Raw genomic sequence first — 23,164 nt, 5'->3', positions numbered from 1 at the left:
GGAGATGGAGGAACGCCTCGGCACAGCCCTGATCCGCGCGGGAAGGATCGACTCCGCGGCGCTCGAGGAGGCCCTCGACGTCCAGATCACGACCGGAGGCCGCCTCGGCTCGGTGCTGGTCGCCCTCGGACACCTCCGGGAGGAGGACCTGGCCACCTTCCTCTCCGAACACCACGGCCTGCCGGTGGTGGACCGCGAGAGCCTCTCCCGGGCCGACCCCCACCTCTTCGGCGACTTCAGCCGCGACTTCGCCGCCCACCATCAGGTCATCTGCCTGGCGGTGCTGGGGCGGAACGTCGAGGTGGCGATGGTGGATCCCGGCGACGTCACCGCCCGGGAGGTGGTCGAGCAGCGCACCCGCCGGCGGCTGATCCTGAAGGTGGTCCCCGAGGCCATGTTCTGGGACTACGCCCAACGCCACTACGACCTGAAGAAGCCCGAGCGCCTCTCCTGGACCCACCCGGACGCCAGCGGCCGCGCCGGCACCCCCCCCGGCGCCTCGCCGGACGAGCGCGCCGAGCTCTTCGGCGCCCGCAACGCCCACATCGGCGGCGACTTCACCATGCGGGCCCCCGAGGCGCCCGCCCCCTCTGCGCCGCGGACCCCGGTGGTCCCCTGGGCCCGGCTGCCCCTCGATCAACGCACCGAGGACGAGCTGCTGGCGACCATGATCAACGCCACCGAGCGCAGCGAGCTGGGCAACGCCCTGGAGGTCTGGGCCCGCCGCCACGCCCACGGCTTCGCGGCCCTGGTCCTGCGCCGGAACGAGGCCGAGGGGTGGGTGGCCCTGAGCGGGGGTGAGCGGATGGCCCGGGTGGAGGCCCTCTCCTTCTCCCTCGAGAACGAGAGCGTCTTCCGGGACGTCGTCCAGATGGAGGCCGGCTACCAGGGCTCCGCCCCGGGCGGGGCCATCGAGCAGACCTTCTTCGCCGCCCTCGGCAGAGCCCGCCCGCGGGAGCTCCTCCTCCTCCCGGTGATCGTGCAGGGACGGGTGGTGAACCTCCTCTACCTCGACGGCGGCCCCGAGGCGCCGCTGGCCTACGAGGCCCGGGAGGAGCTCGAGCGGGTCGCCGAGATCATCTCCGCGACCTACCTGCGCATGATCCTGACCCAGAGGGCCAAGATGCGGCGGGACAGAATGTCAGAGGCCAGCGACCCGGGAGTGGGCGGCTGACACATTGTCACCCCGGCCACGCGCCGGGGCGCCCCGGAGGTCCCGAGAGGCCTCCTGGGGCCAGAATCCGGCTCCATCGGGCGTTTTCGAGCCGTGGCATGAGCCTTGCTCGAACCCCTGGCGGATGCAGGTCTTCTTTCAAAGGTATCTCTGGACCCTGAACCTGGTGGTGGTGGCCATCGCCGGGGTGATGTCGGCGCGCACCGTCTCGGCGGTCGCGGCGGCGCGCCTGGCACAGCCCCCGAGCGCCGAGCCGAGCAAGACGGCCCGGCCGGCCCTGACCAACGTGCGCAGCACGGTCGACCCGAAGGCCCTGGCGGCCATCTTCGGGATGACCGTGCCCGACCCCGAGGCGGCCCCCGCCGAGGTCGAGCCCGAGACCACCCCCGGTGACGAGGTCCCCACCACCATCAACGCGACCCTGGTCGCCACGATCGTCGCCGATCCGGAGGACTACTCGGCCGCGGTGATCACCGACAACAACTCCCGGGAGACCTCGGTCTACGGCATCGGTGACCTCCTCCAGGGAGCGGCCACCGTGGTGAAGGTCGAGGAGCGGCGGGTGCTGCTCAACAACCGGGGGCGCACCGAGTACCTGGAGATGGACGGCGAGGCCAAGCCCGGCGCCACCGCCGGCGGCGCGGTGGCCGCCGTCACCCCCGCCTCCGCCGACAAGGAAGAAGAGAAGGAAGGCGAGATCGGCGACGGCATCCGGAAGGTCGCCGAGAACGAGTACGTGGTGGCCCAGGAGGAGATCGAGAAGACCCTCTCCAACCTGAACACCATCGCCACCCAGGCCCGCATCGTCCCCGCCTTCAAGAACGGCGTGGCCCAGGGCTTCAAGCTCTTCAGCATCCGGCCGGGCTCGCTCTACGCCAAGATCGGCATCCAGAACGGCGACGTGATCAAGAAGATCAACGGCTACGACATCAACAGCCCGGACAAGGCCCTCGAGGTCTACCAGAAGCTCAAGGACGCCCGGGACGTGACCGTGGAGCTGGAGCGCCGCGGCCGCACCGTGAAGAAGTCCTACAGCATCGAGTAGCGAGAAATCATGCACCGACCCCACCCCCTCTTCGTCCCGGTCCTGGCCCTCCTCGTGGCGGCCCTCCTGCCGGCGAGCTCTCTCGCCCAGCCCCAGCCGCCCTCGCCGATCCGGCCCGCGCGGCCGGCGGTCACCAACCCCCTCGGCGGGCGGGCCCTCAAGACCATCCCCAAGCAGGAAGAGGCCCCCGAGGCCCGGGCGACCGACGAGGACGCCTCCCGGCGCCAGCAGGGCTTCAAGAACAAGAACGTCCGCTACAGCCTCACCTTCGACAAGACCGACATCGTCGAGGTGGTGAAGACCATCTCGAACTACACCGGGAAGAACTTCATCCTGCCGGACAACCTGCGCGGGAAGATCACCATCATCTCCCAGTCGAAGGTGAACGCCGACGAGGTCTACGCGGCCTTCCTCGCCGCCCTCGAGGCCAACAACCTGGCCGTCTATCCGGTGGGCAAGAAGTTCCTGAAGATCCTGCCCAAGAAGGACGCTCCCCGCACCAACATCCCGACGGTGGTCGAGCCCGACGGCTACATCCCCTTCAACGAGCAGATCGTCACGATGCTCTTCCGCCTCCAGCACACCGAGGCCGACCAGATCAGCGGGCTGATCAAGCAGCTCGGCTCCCGGGACGGCGACGTGCAGCAGGTCCCGCCGGACCTGCTCATCGTCACCGACACCGGCCTGAACCTGCACCGGATGCAGAGGATCATCGAGCAGATCGATCAGGCCGGCGGCAGCGGGAAGATCCGCATCATCCAGATCAACTACGCGACAGCCGCGGACATCGCGACGAAGCTGGGCGAGATCTTCGACGTCAACACCAACAGCAACAACCCGGCCGCCCGCCGCACCGCGCCCCCCCGCCCCGCCAAGGGGCGGTCGGCCGACGGTGAGGGCGAGCTGGCGGTGAGCATCACCCGGGCCGTCGCCGACGAGCGGACCAACAAGCTGATCCTGGTGGCGGACGACAAGTCCTTCGGCCGCATCCAGGAGATCATCGCCGAGCTCGACGTGCCCACCGAGGCCGAGGGGCAGGTGCACGTCCACTACCTCGAGAACGCCAACGCGGAGGATCTCGCCTCCACCCTGGCGAACCTCACCTCGGGCAGCTCGGGCGCCGGCACCGGCCGCCCCGGCCGGCCCCGGAACGTTCCCCGCACCAGCGACGGCTCGGTGCCGGGGATGAGCAGCGCCGAGCTCTTCTCGGGCGAGGTGCAGATCAGCGCCGACAAGTCCACCAACTCGCTGGTGATCGTCGCCAGCTACGGCGACTACAAGAACCTGAAGAAGGTCATCGACAAGCTCGACATCCCCCGCCGCCAGGTCTTCGTCGAGGCGGTGATCATGGAGGTCAGCCTCGACACCACCAACGAGTTCGGCATGAACTTCCACACCGGCGCGGCCCCCGAGGTCAGCAGCGGTGACGTGGCCCCGGTGGTGCTCGGCACCCAGTTCGCGGGCACCAACTCCTTCTCCCTGGCCTCGCTCCTCTCCCTCGGCGGCTTCATGGCCGGCATCCAGGGGCCGAGCATCCCCGGCACCGAGGAGCTCGGCGTGGCGATCCCCTCCTTCGGGGTCGTCCTCCAGGCCCTCCAGAAGGACAGCCAGGTCAACGTCCTCTCCACGCCGCACATCCTCACCTCCGACAACGAGGAGGCCGAGATCACCGTGGGCCAGAACGTGCCCTTCCAGTCCGGCTTCGCCCCCAGCGGCGTCTCCAGCATGCTCGGCAACCTCGGCGGGGCGAACACCCAGACCAACATCAGCCCGGCCCTCTCCTCCCTGGCGGGCGGCCTCGGCGGGCTCTCCTCCTTCTACGCTCCCATCCAGCGGCAGAACGTCGAGCTGAAGCTGAAGCTCACCCCGCAGATCAACGAGAGCGACTTCGTCCGCCTCGCCATCGAGGAGCAGACCGAGGAGATCGCCTCCAACGATCCGCAGCTGGGTCCGACCACCGCGCGGCGCACCGCCAAGACCACCATCGTGGCCAAGAACGGCCAGACCGTGGTCATCGGCGGCCTGATCCAGGAGCGCACCATCCGCACCGTGAACAAGGTGCCCTTCTTCGGCGACATCCCCATCCTCGGCTGGCTCTTCCGCAGCAACGAGACGAAGAAGCTGAAGACCAACCTCCTGCTCTTCCTCACGCCCTACATCATCAACGGGCCGCACGACTTCCAGCGCATCTTCCAGGAGAAGCTCGCGGAGCGAGAGGAGTTCGTTCAGCAGTTCTACGACGTCGGTGGCGGCTACGAGGCCAGCATCGACTTCAGCCGCCGCCAGGGCCCGCTCGGCCACCTCATCCAGACCGTGGACGAGGAGGCGCTCGCGCCGGAGAACGGGGGCCCCGGCCGCGGCGTGAGGGTGATCGAGCCCGAGAAGGCTACGCCGGCCCCCGCCCCCGAGGCGACCGAGGTCAGCGCGGCGCCCGAGGCGCCGCTCGACGACGAGGGCGCACAGGACGAGGAGGGCTCCTCCGAGGATGAGGTCCTCCCCACCCTCCCCGACGTGAGCCCCGAGGCCACGGCCAGCACCACTCCCCCGAGCACCCCGGCCTCCTGATGTCCGAGGAACGGTACGAGAACGGCGGCTCCGAGGCCACCGAGTACGCGCCCCTCACCGGCGCGCACCTCCGGGGGCAGCCCCTCGGCGAGATCCTCGTCGCCCTCTGCGGGCTCTCACCCGTGAAGGTCGAGGAGGCCCTGGCGCTCCAGGCCGAGAAGGGCGGTCGCATCGGCGAGATCCTCGTGGCGATGGAGGCCATCACCAACGACGATCTCTACCGGGCCCTCTCCGCCCAGTTCGATCTGCCCCTGATGGAGGGCATCACCGCCGACGACGCCGACCCCGAGATCGTCCAGCGGGTGCCCATCAACTTCGCCAAGCAGAACCTGCTCCTGCCCCTGCGCTACGACGAGCTGGGCATGGTGATCACCGCGGTGGCCGACCCCCTCGACACCGAGAGCCTGGGCCACCTGACGGTGCTGCTCGATGCCGCCCCCTGCCCGGTCCTCGCCCCGCCCCAGCAGGTCATCGACGCGATCAACACCGTCTACGACCGCGCCTCCAACGAGACCCAGCGCCTGGTCGAGGACCTGGAGGCCACCGACGAGCTCGACGAGCTCGGCCACGAGCTGGAGGAGGTGCAGGACCTCCTCGACGTCTCCGACGAGGAGGCGCCGATCATCCGCCTGGTGAACTCGCTGCTCTTCCGGGCGGTGAAGGAGCGGGCCAGCGACATCCACATCGAGCCCCAGGAGCGCGAGCTGCTGGTGCGCTTCCGGGTCGATGGCGTGCTCCAGGAGATCATCAACCCGCCCAAGCGCTTCCAGGCCTCGATCATCAGCCGGGTGAAGGTCATGGCGGGCCTGAACATCGCCGAGAAGCGCCTGCCCCAGGACGGCCGGATCCGGATCAAGATCGCCGGCCGCGACGTGGACATCCGGGTCTCGACGACGCCGGTGCGTCACGGCGAGCGCGTCGTGATGCGGCTCCTCGACCGCTCCTCCGTGCTCCGGCCCCTGACCGACATCGGCTTCTCCCTCGCGCAGCTCAGGCAGATGGAGAACCTCATCTACCGGCCCCACGGCATCATCCTGGTCACGGGCCCCACCGGCAGCGGCAAGACCACGACCCTCTACGGCTGCCTGGCGAAGATCAACTCGCCCGACAAGAACATCCTCACGGTCGAGGATCCGGTCGAGTACGAGCTGCCCGGCATCGGTCAGATGCAGGTCGACGCCAAGATCGATCGCACCTTCGCGCGGGGCCTGCGCTCCTTCCTGCGGCAGGATCCCGACGTCATCATGGTCGGCGAGATCCGCGACCGGGAGACCGCCGAGATCGCCATCCAGGCCTCCCTCACCGGCCACCTCGTCCTCTCCACCCTCCACACCAACGACGCCGCCTCGGCGGTGACCCGGCTGGTGGACATGGGGGTCGAGCCCTTCCTGGTCGCCTCCTCGCTGATCGGCCTGCTGGCCCAGCGCCTGGTGCGGCTGGTCTGCAAGAGCTGCCGGCGGGTCCACCACCCGGCCGAGGAGGAGCTGATCGAGCTGGGCCTGAACGAGGCCGAGCGCGAGGAGGCCCGCAACCGCACCCTCTACGAGGCCGTGGGCTGCTCCGAGTGCTCGGACACGGGCTACCGCGGCCGGACGGGCATCTACGAGATGCTCGCCGTCGACGACGAGGTGCGCGCGCACATCCTGCGGAACGTCGACTCGGGCACCCTGAAGAGGGCCGCCCTCGAGCAGGGCATGCTCACCCTCAAGCAGCACGGGGCGCAGAAGGTCCTCGAGGGGCTCACCACCGTGGAGGAGGCCCTCCGGGTGACCCGCGACACCATCGTCACCTAGAGGCACACGGGCGATGCCGGTCTACGAGTACACGGGCCTGACGGCCGCCGGGAAGCAGGTGAAGGGCATCCGCAACGCGGACTCGCCCCGGGGCCTGCGCACCGCGCTGAAGCGCGACGGCGTCTTCGTCACCTCCTACCAGCAGGAGAAGGACAAGGGCGGTGGCGGCGCCAAGGAGGCCCTCTCCAAGGAGGTGCGCCTGGGCCGCTCTCGCCAGACCGCGGGCACCCAGGACATCGCCATCATGACCCGGCAGCTGGCCACCCTGGTGGGCGCCGGCGTGCCGCTGATCGAGGCCCTCACCGCCCTCCAGGATCAGGTCGATCACCCGGCCCTGGAGCGGGTCGTGGGCCTGGTGAAGCAGCGGGTGAACGAGGGCGCCACCATGGCGGACGCCCTGGCCGACCACCCGCGGATCTTCTCCAAGATCTACGTGAACATGGTCGCCGCCGGTGAGTCCTCCGGCGCGCTGGACGTCGTGCTGGTGCGCCTCGCCGACTTCACCGAGGGCCAGGCCCGCCTGCGCCAGAAGATCGTCAGCGCGCTGACCTACCCGCTGGTGATGATCATCATCGGCCTGATCATCCTGGCCATCCTCATGGCCGTGGTCGTGCCGAAGGTCACCCGGATGTTCGAGGACATTGGCGCGACCCTGCCCTTCACCACCCGGGCCCTGATCTGGACCGCCGACCTCACCCGCGAGTGGTGGTGGCTCATCGGCATCCTGGGGGTCCTCTTCGTGGTCCTCTTCCGGGCCTGGACCCGGACCGAGTCGGGCACCCGCGCCTGGGCGGGCTGGAAGCTCGCCGCGCCCCTCTTCGGGGACCTCAACCGGATGGTGGCCATGGCCCGCTTCTCGCGGACCCTCTCCACCCTCCTCTCCTCGGGCGTCCCCATCCTCTCGGCCCTGCAGATCGTCCGGAACGTGGTGAACAACCAGGTGCTGGCCGAGGTGATCGACGAGGCGAGGGAGGCCATCCAGGAGGGCGACGCGATCGCCTCGCCCCTGAAGCGCTCCGGTCAGTTCCCGCCGCTCGTCTACCACATGGTCTCGATCGGCGAGAAATCCGGGCAGCTCGAGGAGATGCTGTTGAACGTCGCCGCGGCCTACGAGAGCCAGGTCGAGTCCCGCATCACGGGCCTGACCAGCCTCCTCGAGCCGCTGATGATCGTCGCCATGGGCGTGGTGGTGGCCTTCATCGTCTTCTCGATCCTCATGCCCATCCTCCAGCTCAACACGATGATCCAGGGGTGACCATGGCTCGATTTCTGGAGCTGACCCGAGGCGATGGCCTCCTCGACACGGCGGTCCGCGGCGTGATCCTCGCCGCGCTCCTCGCCTTCTGCGTTGCCCTGGTGGGCACCACCCTCTCCACTCGAAACACGACCCGCACCGGCGACGGCGCTCTCTTCTCCGAGCCCGTCTCCTCGATCCAAGGAGCAAAGCTCGATGTCCAGTAACCAAGAGAGGCTTCGCAAGGTCGCCCGGGCCAGCGCCCGCGGCATGACCCTCATCGAGATCATGATCGTGATCACCATCCTGGGGATGGTGGCCGCGGCGGTCGCGGTGGCGGTCATCCCCCAGCTGAAGAGCGCGCAGGTCTCCCAGGCCAAGATCGAGATCCAGACGATCAAGAACGCCTCGGACCTCTACTACAACAAGCACTCCCGCTACCCCGGCAGCGACGAGGGCATCGCCGCGCTGGTGAGCGAGAAGATGCTCTCCAAGGCGCCCACCGATCCCTGGAAGCGGCCCTACGTCTACCGCTTCCCGGGCGTGAAGAACCCCGACGGTCCGGACATCGGCTCCTACGGCGCCGACGGCCAGCCCGGGGGCACCGGTGAGAACGCCGACCTCTTCCTCGGGCAGTTCGGCGAGGGGGAAGGCGAGTAGCGCATGAGGCGGTCCCCTCCCACCTCAGCCCCGCCGAGGGGCCTGACCCTGATCGAGCTCCTGGTGGGCTTGCTGATCGTGGCGGGCCTCTTCGCCCTCGTCGTCCCGGCGATGGAGAGCGTCCTCGGAGTGCGGGTGAAGGAGGAGGCGGGCCGGCTCGCCGGCGCCATCCGGATGATCTACGACGAGGCGGCGATGCGGGGGCAGACCTGCCGCCTCGTCTTCGTCATGCCGGAGTCGGTCGAGCACAACGGCAGCTACCGCATCGAGTGCACCCTCGACGCCGCCCGGATCTCGCCCGAGATCCAGGACGTGGACGAGGGAGCCCTCGTCCAGGAGGACGAGGACCCCTTCGCGGACGACAGCTACGTCCGGGAGGAGGAGGAGCTCGAGCGGCGGGTCAAGGCCCGGGCCGCCTGGCAGGCCTTCGCCGGCCGAGAGCTCCAGGACCGGACCCTGCCCCCGGGGGTCCGGCTGGCCGGCTTCTGGACGCCCCAGCTGCGGGACGTGGTCACCGTCGGCGAGGCCTACCTCTACTTCCTGCCCCTCGGCGAGACCCAGGCCGCCTACATCTGGATCCAGGACTCCCGGGAGAACTTCTACACCCTCACCGTGCAGCCCCTCACCGGGCGGGTGAAGGTGTTCGCCGAGAACCTCGAGGTGCCGGATGTCTAGGCCCGGCACCCAGCAGGGCTTCAGCCTCCTGGAGGTGATGGTCTCCCTGGCCATCCTCTCCATCAGCCTGGTGGCCATCCTCAACCTCCACTCCGGCGCGGTGCGGATGCACAACCACGCCAAGTTCGTGAGCATGGCCACCCTCCTGGCCCGCTCGAAGATGGTGGACGTCGAGGAGCGGATCTACGCCGAGGATCTCTCGGACTTCGACGAGACCCTGCACGGCGACTTCAAGGAGGAGGGCTACGAGCGCTTCGAGTGGAAGGCCGTGGTCGTGAAGCCCGAGCTGGAGTTCGACGCCACGATGATCGAGGGCCTCTTCAGCCAGGCCCTCGGCATCTCCCCGGACGAGGGCAGCGGCGGCGGCGCGGAGGGCGGCCTCCTCTCCTCTCTGGGCGGCGGCATTCAGGGGATGATCACCGGCCAGATCCAGACCCTCCAGACCACCATCGAGGAGAGCGTCCGCGAGGTGCGGCTGACGGTGAGCTGGACCGACATCACCGGCCCCTCCGACCTCACCGTCGTCACCCACGTGATCAAGGTCGGCGATCGCGGCGCGCCGGGCGGCGCCAACGACCTCCAGCAGTCCCGGGCCACCAAGGCCCTCGAGGATGCCCGCAAGCGGCTGAGCAACCTCCCCAACATGCCGGGCGTGAACCCCAACAGGATGATCCCCCGCATCCCCCCCATCCAGGGCGCCTCGGGCGGCCCCGTCCGGAAGGTGGGCGGCCCATGAGGACCGTCGTCCAGCGCCCGCCCCGGGGCTTCACCCTCATCGAGGTGATGATGGCCATGGCCATCATCTCGATCATCTCGGTGCTGATCTGGGCCTCCTTCGGGCGCCTGCTCACGGTCACCGCCGACATCGAGGAGCGGGACGCCTACTGGCACAACGTCCGCCTGGCCACGTCCCGCGTCGCCCGCGAGGTCTCCCTGGCCTTCATCTCGGACAACTACGACAAGGAGCGCTACCGCGCGGACGACCCCGAGGGGCGCCCCACCTTCTTCGTCATCGAGGACGGCGGCGACTCGGATCGCCTCTCCTTCACCGCCTTCGCCAACACCCGCCTCTACGCCGACGAGAAGGTCAGCGACCAGGCCATCCTCGAGTACTTCCTCGACCACGACGACGAGGGGGTCACCGGCCTCTACCGGCGCAAGAAGACCCTCATCGACGCGGACTGGGATCGCGGCGGCGAGACCCACCTCCTCCTCGAGGGCGTCACGGCCTTCGACGTCGAGTGGTGGAACCCCGACGACGAGGACTGGGAGGAGCGCTGGAGCACCCGGGACACCGACCAGCACGACCGCATCCCCTCCCGCATCCGCATCACCCTCAAGGTCACCGACCCGGACGGGGTCGACCAGACCTTCACCACCCAGGCCCGGGTCCAGCTGACCCAGCCCCTCACCTGGTGACGACCATGGCCACCCCCACCCCCAGGAAGCGCAAGAAGGCCGCCCGTGGGGCAGGCCTGCGCGCCTCCGAGCGCGGGGTCGCCCTGATCATGGTGACCGCCGTCATCGCCGTGCTGACCGCGGTGGCGGTGGAGTTCACCTACCGCGAGCGAGTGAGCATGCACCTGGCGGCGAACGCCCGGGACGCCCTGCGGGCCGAGTACCTGGCCCGCTCCGCCGTCGACCTCTCCCGGCTGATCCTCTCCTTCCAGACCCAGCTCGACTCCCAGCAGATCCCCGGCCTCTCCGAGCTGATCGGGATGGCGGGCGGGGGGGCGACCCCGGCGGCCGATCCCACCGCCCAGCAGGGCCAGAGCGGCGGCCTGGGCATCCGGCTCTGGGAGCTGATCCCCATCGACTGCGGGATGGTGCAGATGCTGGTGCAGATGGCCGGCAAGCCGCCGGATCCCTCGGACGTGCTCGACCCCGACGGGATGCCCAAGGCCTCCTTCGGTGACTTCGACGGCGGCTGCCGGGCCGAGATCAACGACGAGGAGGGGCGGATCAACATCAACCAGCTCGACGCCCTGGGCTCGCAGTCGAAGGCGGCGCTCCTCCAGCTGATGAGCCTGATCCAGGACCCCCGCTACGACTTCCTCTTCGACGAGGAGAACCGGCACGGGGTGAAGCTGACCCGCCCGGACCTGGTGGTGGCCCTGCGCGACTACATCGACGCCGATCAGATGCAGAGCAACCTGATCATGGGCGCCCAGGGGCCGGAGATGGCCGAGGGTGCGGGCGACGAGGGCTACCTCTACTCGAAGTACGACCCCCCCTACGAGCCGAAGAACGCGCCCCTCGACAGCTACGAGGAGCTCTACCAGATCGCCGGCGTCGACGACGACTTCATGGCGGCCTTCGGTGACCGGCTGACGGTCTACACCGACAAGAACGCGAAGCTGAACGTCACGCCGAAGAACCCCCTCGATCTGTGCATGAAGCTGGTCATCGCCTCCGAGGACCCCCTCCTGGGGGTCCAGCAGTGCCAGGACCCGATCCTGATGACCAACCTCTGGGAGCAGATCCAGCTCTCACGTGCCGCCATGCCCTGGGTGGGCCTGCAGCCCCAGACCTTCCGGTCCCTGCTCGAGGGCGTGGGCGTGGCGGTGAACCCCTACATCTGGACCGGCCCCAACGCGATCTTCGGGGCCTCGTCCAAGACCTTCACCATCGAGGCGACCGGCGAGGTGGGTGACGTCACCCGCACCTTCATCGCCGTGGTGCGCATGGACGGCAGCCACCCCATGGGGCGGCTCGTCCACTGGCAGGAGAAGTAGCGTGGCAAGACGGATCCTCGGACTCGACCTCGGCACTCACTCCCTCAAGGGCGTGTGGCTGGAGAGCACCTTCCGCCAGAGCGCGGTGCGCGATTACCGGAGCACGGTCCTCGCGCCCGAGGGCGAGGGCGAGGCGAAGCTCAGCTACCCGAAGCGCCTGGCCGAGGCGCTGGAGCGGATGCGGGAGGAGACCGGCGGCCTCAAGGCCGACGCCATCCACGCGGTGCTGCCCGGGCGGCATACGAGCACCCACCTCCTGGAGCTCCCCTTCTCCGACCAGCGGCGGATCGAGCAGACCCTCCCCTTCGAGCTGGAGGACCAGCTCCCCTTCGGCCTCGACGAGGTGGTCTTCGATCACCAGATCATCGGCCAGGGCGAGGAGGGCACCCTGGTGCTGGTCACGGTGGTGCGCAAGGACTTCCTCCGGGAGATCCTCGAGGTCCTCGCCGAGGCCGGCCTCGACCCCCGGGTGGTGACCCACTCGGGCCTGGCCTATCACAGCCTCTTCGCCAGCGGCGTGCTCGGGCCCCGGGAGCCCACCCTCGATCCCGAGGCCACCACCGAGGCGGTCCTCGACATCGGCGCCGGCTCGACCGAGCTCCTCATCTTCGAGGGCGCCGGCGAGGTCCGGGCGGCCCAGAGCTTCCCCCTCGGGGGCGACGCCCTCACCCGGGCGCTCGCCAAGGGCGAGGGCATCGATCGGGACGAGGCCGAGGCGCTGAAGCTGCTCCACGGCTCGCTGCTGGTCGCGCCCGGCGACGAGGAGGCGGCCCGCCTCTCGGCCCACCTCCAGGCCGGCCTCGCGCCCCTGGTCCGCAACGTCCGGCAGGCCTTCTTCGCCCACCGGGCCCGCAGCCACCAGAAGATCTTCCGGATCCACCTCTGCGGCGGCACCGCCCGCCTCCCGGGGCTGGCCCGGCACCTCGCCCGCGAGCTGGCCTGCGAGGTGGTGCTCCTCGACCCCTTCCCCATCGAGGGCAGCACCGTCGAGGTGAACCCCGACCTGCGAGGCGATCCCGGCGCAGGCCTCGCCATGTCCCTCGCCCTCCAGGCCGGCGGCAGCCGGCAGGTGAACCTGCGGACCGGCGAGTTCCACTTCAAGGGCGACCTCTCCTACCTCAAGGACAGCATCGGCAAGCTGACGATGCTCGCGGTGGTGGTGCTCGGCCTGGTGGGCCTGAACATCTACGCGAGCTTCGCCACCCTCGCGGCCCGGGAGGCCCAGGTGGACGACGCCCTCTGCACCCTCACCGAGAAGGTCCTCGGGGAGTGCTACACCAACCCCGACGACGCCATCTCCCGCCTGAAGGGCTCGCAGGTCGGCGGCGGCTCGGTCCCCGAGGTCGCGGCCGGTGAGGTGCTGGTGGAGGTGACCGAGCGGCTGCGAAAGGTGGAGGGCATCGACCTGACGGAGCTGGACATCGGGACCAACAAGGTCCGCCTGGCCGGCGAGGCCGACTCCTTCGACAAGGTCTCGAAGGTGGTCGAGGCCCTCGAGGGCTACGCCTGCTTCACCGAGGTCTCCCAGGGGCAGACCCGGCAGGCCAAGAAGTCGGACCGGATCGAGTTCAACGTGGACGCGGCACTCACCGAAGGATGCATGGGCTGATGGCGGCAGGAAGCATGATCGATCAGGTGCGGATGGCGGCCTCGCGGCTCTCGCCGCGCGAGCAGGCCCTCCTCGGCGGCGCCTGCGGCGCCCTCGTCCTCCTCCTCGTCACCCTCGGGGTGGTGAGCGTCCGCGGCTCCCTGGCCGAGGCCGAGTCCCGGATCTCGGTCAAGCAGGAGGGGCTCGCCCAGGTCCTGCAGTTCTCCTCGGGCTACCGGGAGGCCGAGGCCGGCCGCCGCCGCCTGGAGTCGAAGCTTCGCGGCGCCGGGAACGTCTCCCTGGTCTCGGTGATGGAGGAGCTCGCCCGCGGCCAGGGGGTCTCGATCGCCAAGATGACCCCCCGGCGGCCCGCCACCAAGGAGGGCATCACCGAGACCGCCGTGGACGTCAGCCTCGAGCCCCTGCCCATCGACAAGCTCTCGGCCATCCTCAACGGCCTGGCCCGCACCAAGGGGGTGGTGAAGGTGAGCAAGCTGCGGCTGCGCAAGAAGTTCAACGAGAAGGAGAAGGTCGACGCGACCTTCACCCTCGCGTCCTACACGCTGGAGGGGAAGTAGCGTGAGCGCCGTCCGGACCGTGGGCCGCTGGCTGAAGAAGACCCTGGGCTACGGGCTCGTCTTCCTCCTCGCCTTCGGCGTGACCCTCTACTACTCCTTCCCCTACGAGGTGATCGGTGACCGGGTGCTCGCCTCCGCCGAGGAGGCCATCGGCGCCCGGGTGGAGGTCGACTCCCTCGCCCCCTACTGGATCACCGGCCTCTCCGCCGAGTCCGTGACCCTCACCTTCCCCGCCACCAAGCCGGGCAAGGAGGACTTCGTCCTGACCCTCGAGCAGGTGAGGGTGCGGCTCAAGCCCCTCGCCAGCCTCTTCGGGAGCCCCACCGCCGCCGTGGCCATCGCCCTCGGTGAGGGCAAGGGCGCCATCGAGGGGGACGTCTCCCTCCTCGACGAGAACCGGATCAACGCCGTCCTCGCCATCCAGAGCCTCGCCCTGGGCGAGCTCGGCTCGGTCTGGGACAAGGTGGGGCTGGGCTTCGCCGGCAACGTGAGCGGCGAGCTCGACCTCGTCCTGCCACAGAACCTCCCCACCGCTCTCGACGGCGGGGGTCGCCTCGAGATCGCCGGCGCCCAGTTCGGCGGCGGGATGATCAAGGGCTTCACCGTGCCTGGCATGGACCTGGGCACCTTCGAGCTCAACGTCACCGCCGAGAAGGGCAAGCTCGACTTCGTGCCGCCCCTGGAGATCGACGGCAAGGATCTCGCCGCCGAGATCGCGGGCAGCATCGAGCTGCGCCCCCTGCTGGCGACCTCCCGTGGCGATCTCCAGCTGCGCTTCAAGCCCACCGACGCCTTCTGGAAGGCCAACGCGACCCTCGCCGGGCTGGCGAAGGCCATGCTCGAGGGCGCGAAGGACAAGGACGACTACTACGCCTACGACCTCTCCGGCCCCCTCGGGCGGCCGAACTTCGCGCCCCACCGCGAGGGGCGCACCCCCCCGCGCAAGAAGCGCTGAGCTATCCTGCTTCCCCGAAAGGGGATCTCCAGGATGGGCAACGCGTACGGGTGGACCTCGGGGCTGAAGCTGCTGGGCGCGCTCCTGCTGACGGGCTGCGCGGGGGGTCAGGCCCCCGAGCCCGCTCCTCTGCCGCCACCCCGGCCGGCGGCCTCCGCGCTCCCCGTGGGCCCCGGGGTGGTGGTGCCGGACGCCGACGAGGAGGCGCGCTGCCGGACCCTCCTCGACGCCGTCATCGCCGGCCGCCCCAACGACGCCCTGCCCTACCTGGGCGAGGCGCTGATGCTCGGTCCGGCCGCCTGGACCATCGCCCGGCAGGACGCCCCGAACCTGGGGAAGAAGGTGACCTTCGTCCTGCCGGACGGCGAGGGCGAGGCGAGGCTCCCCGGCCGCCTGGTGGGCGACACCGATCTGCCGAAGCTGCTGCGCGGCAAGAAGCTCCTCGAGGCGCTGAAGAAGGCCCGTGAGCAGACGCGGCCCCGCCCGGCGGACGAGCAGGAGCGCACGGTCTTCTACAAGATGGTCCCCCACGAGATCGCCGGCCGCCCGGTGACGGTGGTCGGCAGCGGCGCCCACCGCCTCCTCCTCTGGAGCGAGGGCGGCAAGGTCGTCCACCTCGACGCCATCGGGCGCTACAAGGACCTGGCCGACACCTCCGGGGAGGGCGACATGGAGCTGCCCCCCGAGGAGTGATCCCGGCGCGCTTTACTTCCCTCCAGCCCAGGTGTCCTCGCCCTTCATGAGATTGCGTCCACCCCTCCTCGCCGCCCTCCTCCTCCCCCTCCTGCCCCTCGGAGGCTGCACGGCGAGCGGCGCGGGAGGCGGCGGGAGCGGGCTCTGCGCCGCCGATCCCGCCGACCTCGAGCGCCCCGCGCACTGGACAGTGGCCAGCCACTGCAAGGGCGAGGCCCCCGACTACGACCTCCTCTTCGACGACACGGCCGTGCGGCGCCTCGATCTGATCATCGGCGCCGAGACCTGGCAGGCGATGCAGGACGACCTGGATCAGCTCCTCTCGACGCGCCCGCCTCCGGGGGGGAGCACCGCGGACCCGGCCTGGGTCGAGGTGGACCTCGAGTACGAGGGGCTGCGCTGGGAGCGGGTGGGCATGCGCTACAAGGGCAACTCCTCCCTGCGCTTCGCCTACGAGCGGGGCGTGGACAAGAAGGCCTTCCGGCTGAACTTCGACAAGTTCAGCGACGACACGCCGGAGACCGTGAACCAGCGCTTCTTCGGCTTCAAGAAGATGACCTTCAGCAACGGCTTCGCCGACGAGTCCCTGATGCGCGACAAGCTGGCGGCCGACCTCTTCCGCTCGGCGGGCGTCCCCGCCGCCCGGGGCGCCTTCGTGCGGGTCTACTTCGATCTCGGTGAGGGGCCGGTCTTCGCCGGCCTCTACACGATGATCGATGACCCCGCCGACGAGGTGCTCGGAAGCCAGTTCGCCGACGACACCGGCAACCTCTACAAGCCCGAGGGAGACGCCGCCCACTGGACCCGCTTCGACGCCGCGGCCTTCGAGAAGAAGACCAACGAGACCTCGGGCGACACCGCCGACGTGGAGGCCGCCATCGCCGCGCTGAACGCCGCCACCACGGACGCCGCCACCTGGCGGGCGAACCTGGAGGCGGCCTTCGACGTCGAGGGCTTCCTCCTCTGGCTGGCCGCCAACCAGGTCCTGGAGAACTGGGACACCTACGGCTGGATGACCCACAACTACTACCTCTACGGCGATCCCTCGCAGGGCGGCCGGATCGTGTGGATCCCCTGGGATCTGAACGAGGCCCTCAAGCACCGGGACTCCCCGATGGCGACGAACGCCGACTCGGTGCTCCTCGACGAGATCGGCAGCGAGTGGCCCCTGATCCGGCGCCTCCTCGACGATCCCGTCTACCGCGCCCGCTACCAGGAGCACCTCCGGGCGCTCGTCGACGGCCCCCTGGCCGAGGCCACCGTCACGCCCCTGGCGCAGGCCTACCACGAGCTCATCGCGCCCTACGTGGTCGGCCCCGAGAGCACGGAGACCCCGCCCTTCTCCACCCTCCCTCCGACCCCGGGCGTCTTCGGCGACTCGGTCGAGGGCAGCCTCGGGATCCTCCCCCACCTCGCCGCGCGGCGGGCCGCGGTCGAGGCGGCGCTGGCCCCCTGATCAGGGCGCGCTCAGGCTGACCGAGATCGCGGCGTGGGTGTTGCCGTGGGCGTCGGTGAGCGCGCCCGCTGGCAGGGTGAGCTCCCAGCCGGTCCCCGGCGGCAGGAGGGCCGAGAAGCCGGGGCCCTCCCCCGGGCCGTAGCTGCGGCCGGAGGGCTCGGGGCTCGGATCGAAGACGAGGTTCAGGGGCAGGGGCGAGGTGCCGGTGGCCGCGACGGTGGCCGGCGCCGCGGACTGCCCGCCCTCGGTGACCGGGAGGAAGGGCGGCGCCCAGTGGGGGGAGATCATCGGGAAGCCGCCGATCTGCCAGTCCTCACTGCCGCGCAGCCCGGAGCCCATCGGCGCGTTGGAGGGGTAGCGCAGGGTCGCCCAGAGGGTGGAGCCCGCCCGCACCTCGAGGTCCACCTCCAGGGTCCGGGAGGGCTCCACGGTCATCGTCTGGCTGATCAGCTCGTAGGGCTCCGCGCCGCCGCCCAGCTGGTGGCGCCCGAGGACCCGCAGGCGGTAGTCGCCCGCGGGGAGCGCGGGCCCCGAGGCCCAGACGGCCTCCCAGAGGTGCTCGCGGCTCGCGGCGTCGGGGGCCTCCTTGGGGGTGGGCGTGGGCGTGTAGATCAGGGGGATGCTGCCGGCGGTCAGGGAGGAGACCTTGCGCCAGCCGCCGGTGAGGACCGGCTCGAAGCCGCCGCCCGCCTGGCGCTCGAGGAGCACCTCGGGGTGCCCCAGGGCCGGGTCGCCGCCGTGGAAGGCGAAGCGCACCTCGGTCATGCGGCCGAGGGTGGCCGGCACGTCCACCGCCACCGCCGGCGCGAGGGTGGACGCCGTGGGCGCGTAGGGCGGGTCGTCCACGGGCCGGAAGACCGGGGGAGTCACCGGCCGCAGATCGAGGGCCTCGCCGAAGCGCAGCTCGTGGAGCAGGTCCCGTCCCTGGGCCAGGAGGTAGTCCCCGTGGCGCCAGCCCCAGAGGGTGATGGTCGTCTCGTAGCCCCCGGCCAGCCAGTCGTCCTCGGTCAGGATGTAGCCGTCGTGGTCCATGGCGTAGCCGAGCAGCAGGGTGTCGGTGGCCCCCTCCTCGGCGGCGTTGGCGAGCATCCGGCGCCCCACCTCGGTGAGGGGCTCGCCCGGGAGGGTGATCAGGTGCAGATCCCCGATCCGGGCCGCGGCCATCCAGGTGGCGTACTTGCCCTTGCCCTCGATCGCCGGCGCCACGCACCAGACGTCGTCCTTGAGGATGCCCTCCTCCTGGCCGCAGTAGCCGTAGATCGTGTTGCAGAGCATCCCGCCGTCGTAGAGGAACTCGTCTCCGACGTAGCCCAGATCGTCGTAGGTGGTGGCCACCCGGCGCTCGAGGGAGTCGAGGACGATCTCGGTGCGGGTCTCGATGGTCGGGTGCAGCTCGAGCACCGTCCGGGCCAGATCCCACCCCACCCGGGCCATGGCCTGCGAGTCCGAGTGGCCGCGGACGTCGCCGGCGGGCGAGACGTCCCCCGCCGCGCCCTGCAGGTAGACCGCCACCACCGGCCGGTCGAAGCCCTCCTCCACCGCATACTCGGCGTGCCCGGGGGCGTCGACCGAGAGGTTGCGGCTCTCGGCGCCGTAGATGGTGCCGTGCATGGGGTGCTGGAAGAGCACGGCGATGGGGTCGCCGGAGTCGGCCGCGTCGATCCGGATGACGCTCACCCGGGTGTCGTGGTCGCCCGCGCCGTAGAGGAAGTCGTTCTCGCAGCGCCGGTCCCGGGCCGCGGTGAGGTTCTCGCCGAAGGCGTGGCCGATGGCGGCCGGCTGGAGGGCGTCGCGGGCGGCGCCGAGGGCGTCGACGATGTTGCCGGCCACCCGGCGCATGGCCTCCTCGGAGTAGGTGTCGCCGCCGTGGGCCCAGGCGTGCCGCTCCCCCTCGGGGCGGGTGTTCACCAGCGGCGCCTCCAGGCTCTGCTGGGAGAGCCGGCAGCCGGCGGCGTGGGTGTGGGTGGCGTTGAGGAGCAGCTTGCCCTCGAGGTCCAGGCCGAGCTGCTCCCGGGCCAGGCGCTGGACCCGCTCGGTGAGCTCCCAGTTGATGTAGATCATGTCCAGGCGGACGATGGCGAGGTGGGTGTGGCCGTTGTCGAGGAGCACGACCCGCGCCGTCGGCGCCGACTGCAGGCCGCGGGTCGCGGGGAAGGCCTCGGCGAAGGCGCTGCCCGGGTCGTCCAGGGGGTGCTGTCCTCCCAGGGCCTCGGACTGCATGTAGCCGGAGGTGGGCTGCCCGACCGGGAGGTCCAGCACCCGCACCACGGCGGCTGCCTGCAGCGGCCCGGGCTCGAGGACCACCGGCTCCCCGCCCCCTCCCCCACCCTTGGGACCACAGGCCAGGGCGCCCAGGAAGAGGAGCAGGGAGAGGGACGAGAGCGAGCGATGGTGTCGGTGGTTCACGCCGGGCAGCATACCGACTGGCACCCTCCCTCGTAAGTGGATCCCGGTCTTCCGGGGCGATCCGCGGCGCCGCTTTTTTGCTAGCCTGCCGGCATGGGAAACGACTGGGACGACGATCTGGGCGGCATGGCCGACTCCACCCGGATGATCGACATCTCGAAGATCGACGGCGCCCCCGAGATGGGGGGAGGTCCGGGGAGGGTCGATCCGCTCCCCACCGGCGCGCGCCCCTGGGTCGAGATCATCGACGACAACCCGGACGAGAACGAGGAGGTCTTCGTCATCACCAAGCCGCTGATGATGCTCGGCCGGGTCCCCAACGTGGCCGACATCGTCGTGCGGGACGGCAAGGCCTCCCGCCACCACGCTGCCATCGCCCACCAGGGCGGTAGCTTCGTGCTCTACGACATGGACTCCACCAACGGCACCTACGTGGCCGGCGAGCGCATCTCCCAGCACACCCTCTCCGACGGGGACGTCTTCTCCATCGGTGAGACCCAGCTCCTCTTCAAGCTGCCCCAGTAGGATCTTCTAGGGCGGCACCCCGAGCGAGCGCAGCCAGCGGTCGACCAGGTCGTCGATCGGCTGGCCGGCCTCCGCCTCGATGGTGGCGATGAGATCCGACATGTGGGCGGCGCGCCCCAGGTTCTCGGAGACGAAGCGCGCGAGCGCCGCGTCCAGCGCCGGCCGGCCGATGCGATCGTCGACCTCGTCGAAGAAGAAGGCCCCCTTCTCGTAGGGGATCCGCGACCAGAGGGGGTGGTCGAGGAGGTCGATGACGCCGCAGGTGTCGGGGTAGGCCTCGGTGTCCGCGGTGTTCACCGCGCTGGCGAGGCGCCGCTCCATGATCGCCCGCAGCGAGTCCGCGGTCCCCGGGCCATCGACGGCCTCGATGGCCCGCCAGGCGAGGTACTGGGTGGTGCCCTCGGAGAGCACCAGGTCCTCCCAGCAGGCGATGCGGACGCCGTCTCCGAACCAGCCGTGGGCCGCCTCGTGGGCGTGCACCTCGTTGGAGCCCATCCCCTGGGTGCTCACGTGGAAGAAGGGGTGGTGCTCGATCCCGCCGGCGGCGGGCACGGTCCAGCTCACCTCCACCGCGGCGAGACGGTCACCGAAGGGGTAGCGCCCCAGGAGCGCCTCGTAGGTGTCGACGTAGGCCAGCAGGTTCGCCGTGCCGCGGGTGGCGGTGGCCTCGCCCCCCGGGAGGAAGTGGAGGCCCACCTCGGTCCCGGCCGCGCTCGTACCGAGGGAGCGGTAGGTGTAGTCGCCGACGGCGAAGGCCACCATGTAGGCCGGCGCGGGCAGGTCGATCCGGGCCGGGTGGATGGCGACCTCCCCCGCTGGCAGACCCTGGACGTCCAGGGTGTAGGTCGCGCCCTCGGAGGGATCGGGCCGGCAGGGGAAGAGGTTGCCGCAGTGCGTGGGCCAGGTCAGGGTGACGCCGGTGGGCAGCAGCCCGTCGAGGTCGGTGTGCTCGGTGAAGCGGTAGTCGATCTCGACCACCACCGGCTCGCCCTCGTCGGCGATGCGCAGGGCCAGCTCGTCCCCCCGCCGCTCGTGGACCGCCTCCACGCCGCCGGCGAGCACCCGCTCGAGGACGAGATCCCCCACCCGCAGGGAGGCGGAGGGCGTGTCGTGGGGCGCGAAGGTGAGCGCGGCCGTGGCCGAGTGCGCCGCCAGATCGAAGGAGAGATCCGCCGAGAGCAGGCTCCGCTCCCAGTTGCTCGGAGGGGGACCGCTCGGGCCGCCGTCGGCGCCGCCGTCCGCTCCGCCGTCGGGGGCCGCGGAGGGCGCCGAGCAGGCGGAGAGGAGCAGGACGAGGGAGAGCGCGAGGAGGAGCGGGCGACGCATCCCCTCGAGTCTACCCGATGACAGCCAATCGCTAATCGAGGCGGTAGCGCTCGGTGGCCGCCCGCAGCTGTCCCGTGATCGTCGAGACCATGCGAGAGGCGGTCTCGGTGTGGCGGACCGAGTAGAGGCTCTGCCGGGCGTACTCGTCGATGATGTCCATCGCCGCGTTGATCTGCGAGACCCCGCCCGCCTGCTGCCGCGCGGCCGCGGAGATCTGCCGCGCCGAGTCGGCCGAGGCCTGGATGGTGCGGGCGAGATCCTTCACGATCTCGCCCGCGGCCTGGATGAGCTCGACGCCGGTCTCGACCCGCTTGCTGCCTTCCTCGGTCACCATCACCGCCGTGTGGGTGGCCTGCTGGATCTCCGAGAGGATGGCCCGCACCCGCTCGGTGGCCTGCCGGGACTGTTCGGCCAGGTTCTTCACCTCGCCGGCGACCACCGAGAAGGCCTTGCCCTCCTCGCCGGCCCGCGCCGCCTCGATGCTGGCGTTCAGCGCGAGGAGGCTCGACTGCTCGGCGAAGTCGTCCACGGTGGCGATGATGGAGGAGATCTGCTGGGTCTTCTCCGAGAGGTCGAGGATGGTGGTGGCGATCTCCTCGACCTGGGCGCGGACGCTGAACATCCCCTCGACCCCGCGCCGCACCGCCTCCTGCCCGTGGTCGGAGACCTCGAGCGAGCTGGGTGGCGGTGCGGGTGATCTCCTCGACCGTCGCGACCGTCTCGGAGACCGAGGCGGCCTGCTGCTCCAGGGAGCTGGCCTGCGCCGCGACGCTCTCGCTCATCTCGGCGACGGTGCTCCCCAGCGCGGAGGCGGCCTCGTTGACCTGGACGGAGATGTCCCGGAGGGAGCCGGTCATCTCGTTGAAGGCGGCGGCGAGGTCGGCCAGCTCGTCGGTGGTGTTCACCTCCACCGGCCTGGAGAGATCTCCCTCCTTCACGCGCCGCGTGCCTTCGATCAGCTGGTCCACGGCGCCCAGCAGGACCGACGAGAAGCGCCGGGCGACGACGACCGCGAAGCCGATGAGGAGGGCGAAGGTGATCGACATCCGGATCTGGATGCTCTTTCGGAGCGCGACCTCGGCGGTCTTGATCTCCTGGATCTGCGCGCGGGCGCTCTCCCGCACGATGACGATCGCCTCCTCGGTGGCCTCCAGGCTCCGGGCGAGCCTCTCCAGGTGCTCCAACCGCCCCTCCCCGTCCTCGGCCGCGCGCTCGAAGGCGCCAGCATAGCGGGCCGCCTCCGCCTTGGCCTGATCGGCGCTCGCCCGCAGCCCGTCCCGGACCACGGGGTCCTGCACCTCGTCGATGGCGGCCTCCAGCGCCGGCATCGCCCAGGTGAAGGCCTCCAGGCCCTCCACGACCCGCTGGCGGAGCGCCCCGCTCCCCGCGTCACCCGCGGCGTCGGCGTCGAAGAAGGCCCGGGCGTCGCGAGGGATCTGGACTAAGAGCTCCCGCGCCCGGGTGGCCTCGTCGGCGACCGCCAGGGCCGCGTCCCGCACCGCGGAGTTCTCCCGGGCCTGGGCGAGGACGTCCAGGACCATCCCGATCATCACCACCAGCACCAGCACGATGATCCCGAAGGCGAGGTTGATCTTCCTGCGCAGCCGCCACTTCATGCCTGATCCTCCCGGAGTGACCCCGGGGAGTATGGAGCAAGGAGGGTGCCAGACAACCAATCGGCGCCCCGGGCCCAGGAGAGCTCTAATTCTTCATCTCCCCGGCTCCTGGCCGGCCGGGGGCCATCCCGGATCCGGGA

General features: G+C 70.5%; 21 protein-coding genes. 18 read left to right on the top strand and 3 right to left on the bottom strand.

Annotation, left to right across the window (positions count from 1 at the left end):
- Window positions 1–4 precede the first annotated feature (4 nt).
- From P1V51_04190 to P1V51_04115, 16 genes are all read left to right on the top strand, one after another.
- A complete protein-coding gene (locus P1V51_04190; protein MDF1562217.1) occupies window positions 5–1,174 on the top strand; it encodes a hypothetical protein in 1,170 nt (389 codons plus the stop codon).
- Between the two features lie 124 nt (window positions 1,175–1,298).
- Window positions 1,299–2,219, top strand: coding sequence for a type II secretion system protein GspC (gene gspC, locus P1V51_04185; GenBank protein ID MDF1562216.1), 921 nt, complete (start codon window positions 1,299–1,301; stop codon window positions 2,217–2,219).
- 9 nt (window positions 2,220–2,228) lie between these two features.
- Window positions 2,229–4,784, top strand: a complete 2,556-nt coding sequence (gene gspD, locus P1V51_04180) for a type II secretion system secretin GspD (GenBank protein MDF1562215.1) — start codon at window positions 2,229–2,231, stop codon at window positions 4,782–4,784.
- Entirely contained in the window at window positions 4,784–6,577 is a 1,794-nt protein-coding gene (gene gspE, locus P1V51_04175; GenBank protein ID MDF1562214.1) for a type II secretion system ATPase GspE, read from the top strand. The genes gspD and gspE overlap by 1 nt, the downstream gene beginning before the upstream one ends.
- Before the next feature lie 13 nt (window positions 6,578–6,590).
- Window positions 6,591–7,832 (top strand): type II secretion system inner membrane protein GspF, encoded by a 1,242-nt coding sequence (gene gspF / locus P1V51_04170; GenBank protein ID MDF1562213.1) that lies wholly within the window; start codon window positions 6,591–6,593, stop codon window positions 7,830–7,832.
- 2 nt (window positions 7,833–7,834) lie between these two features.
- Window positions 7,835–8,038: a hypothetical protein gene (locus P1V51_04165; protein ID MDF1562212.1), complete on the top strand. Its 204-nt coding sequence runs from the start codon at window positions 7,835–7,837 to the stop codon at window positions 8,036–8,038.
- On the top strand, window positions 8,028–8,471 hold the full coding sequence (gene gspG, locus P1V51_04160) for a type II secretion system major pseudopilin GspG (GenBank protein MDF1562211.1): 444 nt from the start codon (window positions 8,028–8,030) through the stop codon (window positions 8,469–8,471). Before P1V51_04165 ends, gspG begins: the two co-directional genes overlap by 11 nt.
- A gap of 3 nt (window positions 8,472–8,474) precedes the next feature.
- Window positions 8,475–9,146 carry a prepilin-type N-terminal cleavage/methylation domain-containing protein gene (locus P1V51_04155; GenBank protein ID MDF1562210.1) on the top strand — a complete coding sequence of 224 codons (672 nt, stop codon included), beginning with the start codon at window positions 8,475–8,477 and terminating at the stop codon, window positions 9,144–9,146.
- Complete coding sequence (locus tag P1V51_04150; GenBank protein MDF1562209.1) at window positions 9,139–9,882, top strand: prepilin-type N-terminal cleavage/methylation domain-containing protein; 744 nt, start codon at window positions 9,139–9,141, stop codon at window positions 9,880–9,882. Before P1V51_04155 ends, P1V51_04150 begins: the two co-directional genes overlap by 8 nt.
- The gene (locus tag P1V51_04145; GenBank protein MDF1562208.1) at window positions 9,879–10,565 is read left to right on the top strand and encodes a type II secretion system protein GspJ; all 687 of its coding nucleotides are present in this window, start codon (window positions 9,879–9,881) and stop codon (window positions 10,563–10,565) included. The genes P1V51_04150 and P1V51_04145 overlap by 4 nt, the downstream gene beginning before the upstream one ends.
- Before the next feature lie 5 nt (window positions 10,566–10,570).
- Window positions 10,571–11,881, top strand: coding sequence for a type II secretion system protein GspK (locus tag P1V51_04140; GenBank protein MDF1562207.1), 1,311 nt, complete (start codon window positions 10,571–10,573; stop codon window positions 11,879–11,881).
- Window position 11,882: 1 nt separating this feature from the next.
- Window positions 11,883–13,490, top strand: coding sequence for a pilus assembly protein PilM (gene pilM, locus P1V51_04135; GenBank protein MDF1562206.1), 1,608 nt, complete (start codon window positions 11,883–11,885; stop codon window positions 13,488–13,490).
- Window positions 13,490–14,047, top strand: a complete 558-nt coding sequence (gene gspM / locus P1V51_04130) for a type II secretion system protein GspM (protein MDF1562205.1) — start codon at window positions 13,490–13,492, stop codon at window positions 14,045–14,047. Before pilM ends, gspM begins: the two co-directional genes overlap by 1 nt.
- Before the next feature lies 1 nt (window position 14,048).
- Window positions 14,049–15,002, top strand: a complete 954-nt coding sequence (gspN, locus tag P1V51_04125) for a type II secretion system protein GspN (GenBank protein ID MDF1562204.1) — start codon at window positions 14,049–14,051, stop codon at window positions 15,000–15,002.
- Between the two features lie 33 nt (window positions 15,003–15,035).
- Complete coding sequence (locus tag P1V51_04120) at window positions 15,036–15,695, top strand: hypothetical protein (protein ID MDF1562203.1); 660 nt, start codon at window positions 15,036–15,038, stop codon at window positions 15,693–15,695.
- 46 nt (window positions 15,696–15,741) lie between these two features.
- A complete protein-coding gene (locus P1V51_04115) occupies window positions 15,742–17,151 on the top strand; it encodes a CotH kinase family protein (protein MDF1562202.1) in 1,410 nt (469 codons plus the stop codon).
- Here P1V51_04115 and P1V51_04110 read toward each other — a convergent pair whose 3' ends face one another.
- Window positions 17,152–19,557 carry a hypothetical protein gene (locus P1V51_04110; GenBank protein MDF1562201.1) on the bottom strand — a complete coding sequence of 802 codons (2,406 nt, stop codon included), beginning with the start codon at window positions 19,555–19,557 and terminating at the stop codon, window positions 17,152–17,154.
- Between the two features lie 93 nt (window positions 19,558–19,650).
- On the opposite strand from P1V51_04110, the gene P1V51_04105 reads away from it, so the two are divergent.
- Window positions 19,651–20,082, top strand: a complete 432-nt coding sequence (locus P1V51_04105) for an FHA domain-containing protein (protein MDF1562200.1) — start codon at window positions 19,651–19,653, stop codon at window positions 20,080–20,082.
- A gap of 6 nt (window positions 20,083–20,088) precedes the next feature.
- On the opposite strand, the gene P1V51_04100 is transcribed toward P1V51_04105, so the two are convergent.
- Together P1V51_04100 and P1V51_04095 are read right to left on the bottom strand one after the other, a co-directional pair.
- Window positions 20,089–21,408 (bottom strand): M1 family aminopeptidase, encoded by a 1,320-nt coding sequence (locus P1V51_04100; GenBank protein ID MDF1562199.1) that lies wholly within the window; start codon window positions 21,406–21,408, stop codon window positions 20,089–20,091.
- A 31-nt stretch (window positions 21,409–21,439) separates the two neighbouring features.
- The gene (locus P1V51_04095; protein ID MDF1562198.1) at window positions 21,440–22,030 is read right to left on the bottom strand and encodes a methyl-accepting chemotaxis protein; all 591 of its coding nucleotides are present in this window, start codon (window positions 22,028–22,030) and stop codon (window positions 21,440–21,442) included.
- Between P1V51_04095 and P1V51_04090 the strand changes: the two genes are divergently transcribed.
- Window positions 21,987–22,853 (top strand): hypothetical protein, encoded by an 867-nt coding sequence (locus P1V51_04090; GenBank protein MDF1562197.1) that lies wholly within the window; start codon window positions 21,987–21,989, stop codon window positions 22,851–22,853. The genes P1V51_04095 and P1V51_04090 overlap by 44 nt on opposite strands.
- Window positions 22,854–23,164: the final 311 nt, after the last annotated feature.

This window comes from Deltaproteobacteria bacterium (assembly GCA_029210625.1).
GTDB lineage: Bacteria > Myxococcota > Myxococcia > SLRQ01 > SLRQ01 > JARGFU01.
Note: the sequence above shows the minus strand (reverse complement) of the source record. Positions and strands in the feature narration are given on the sequence as shown.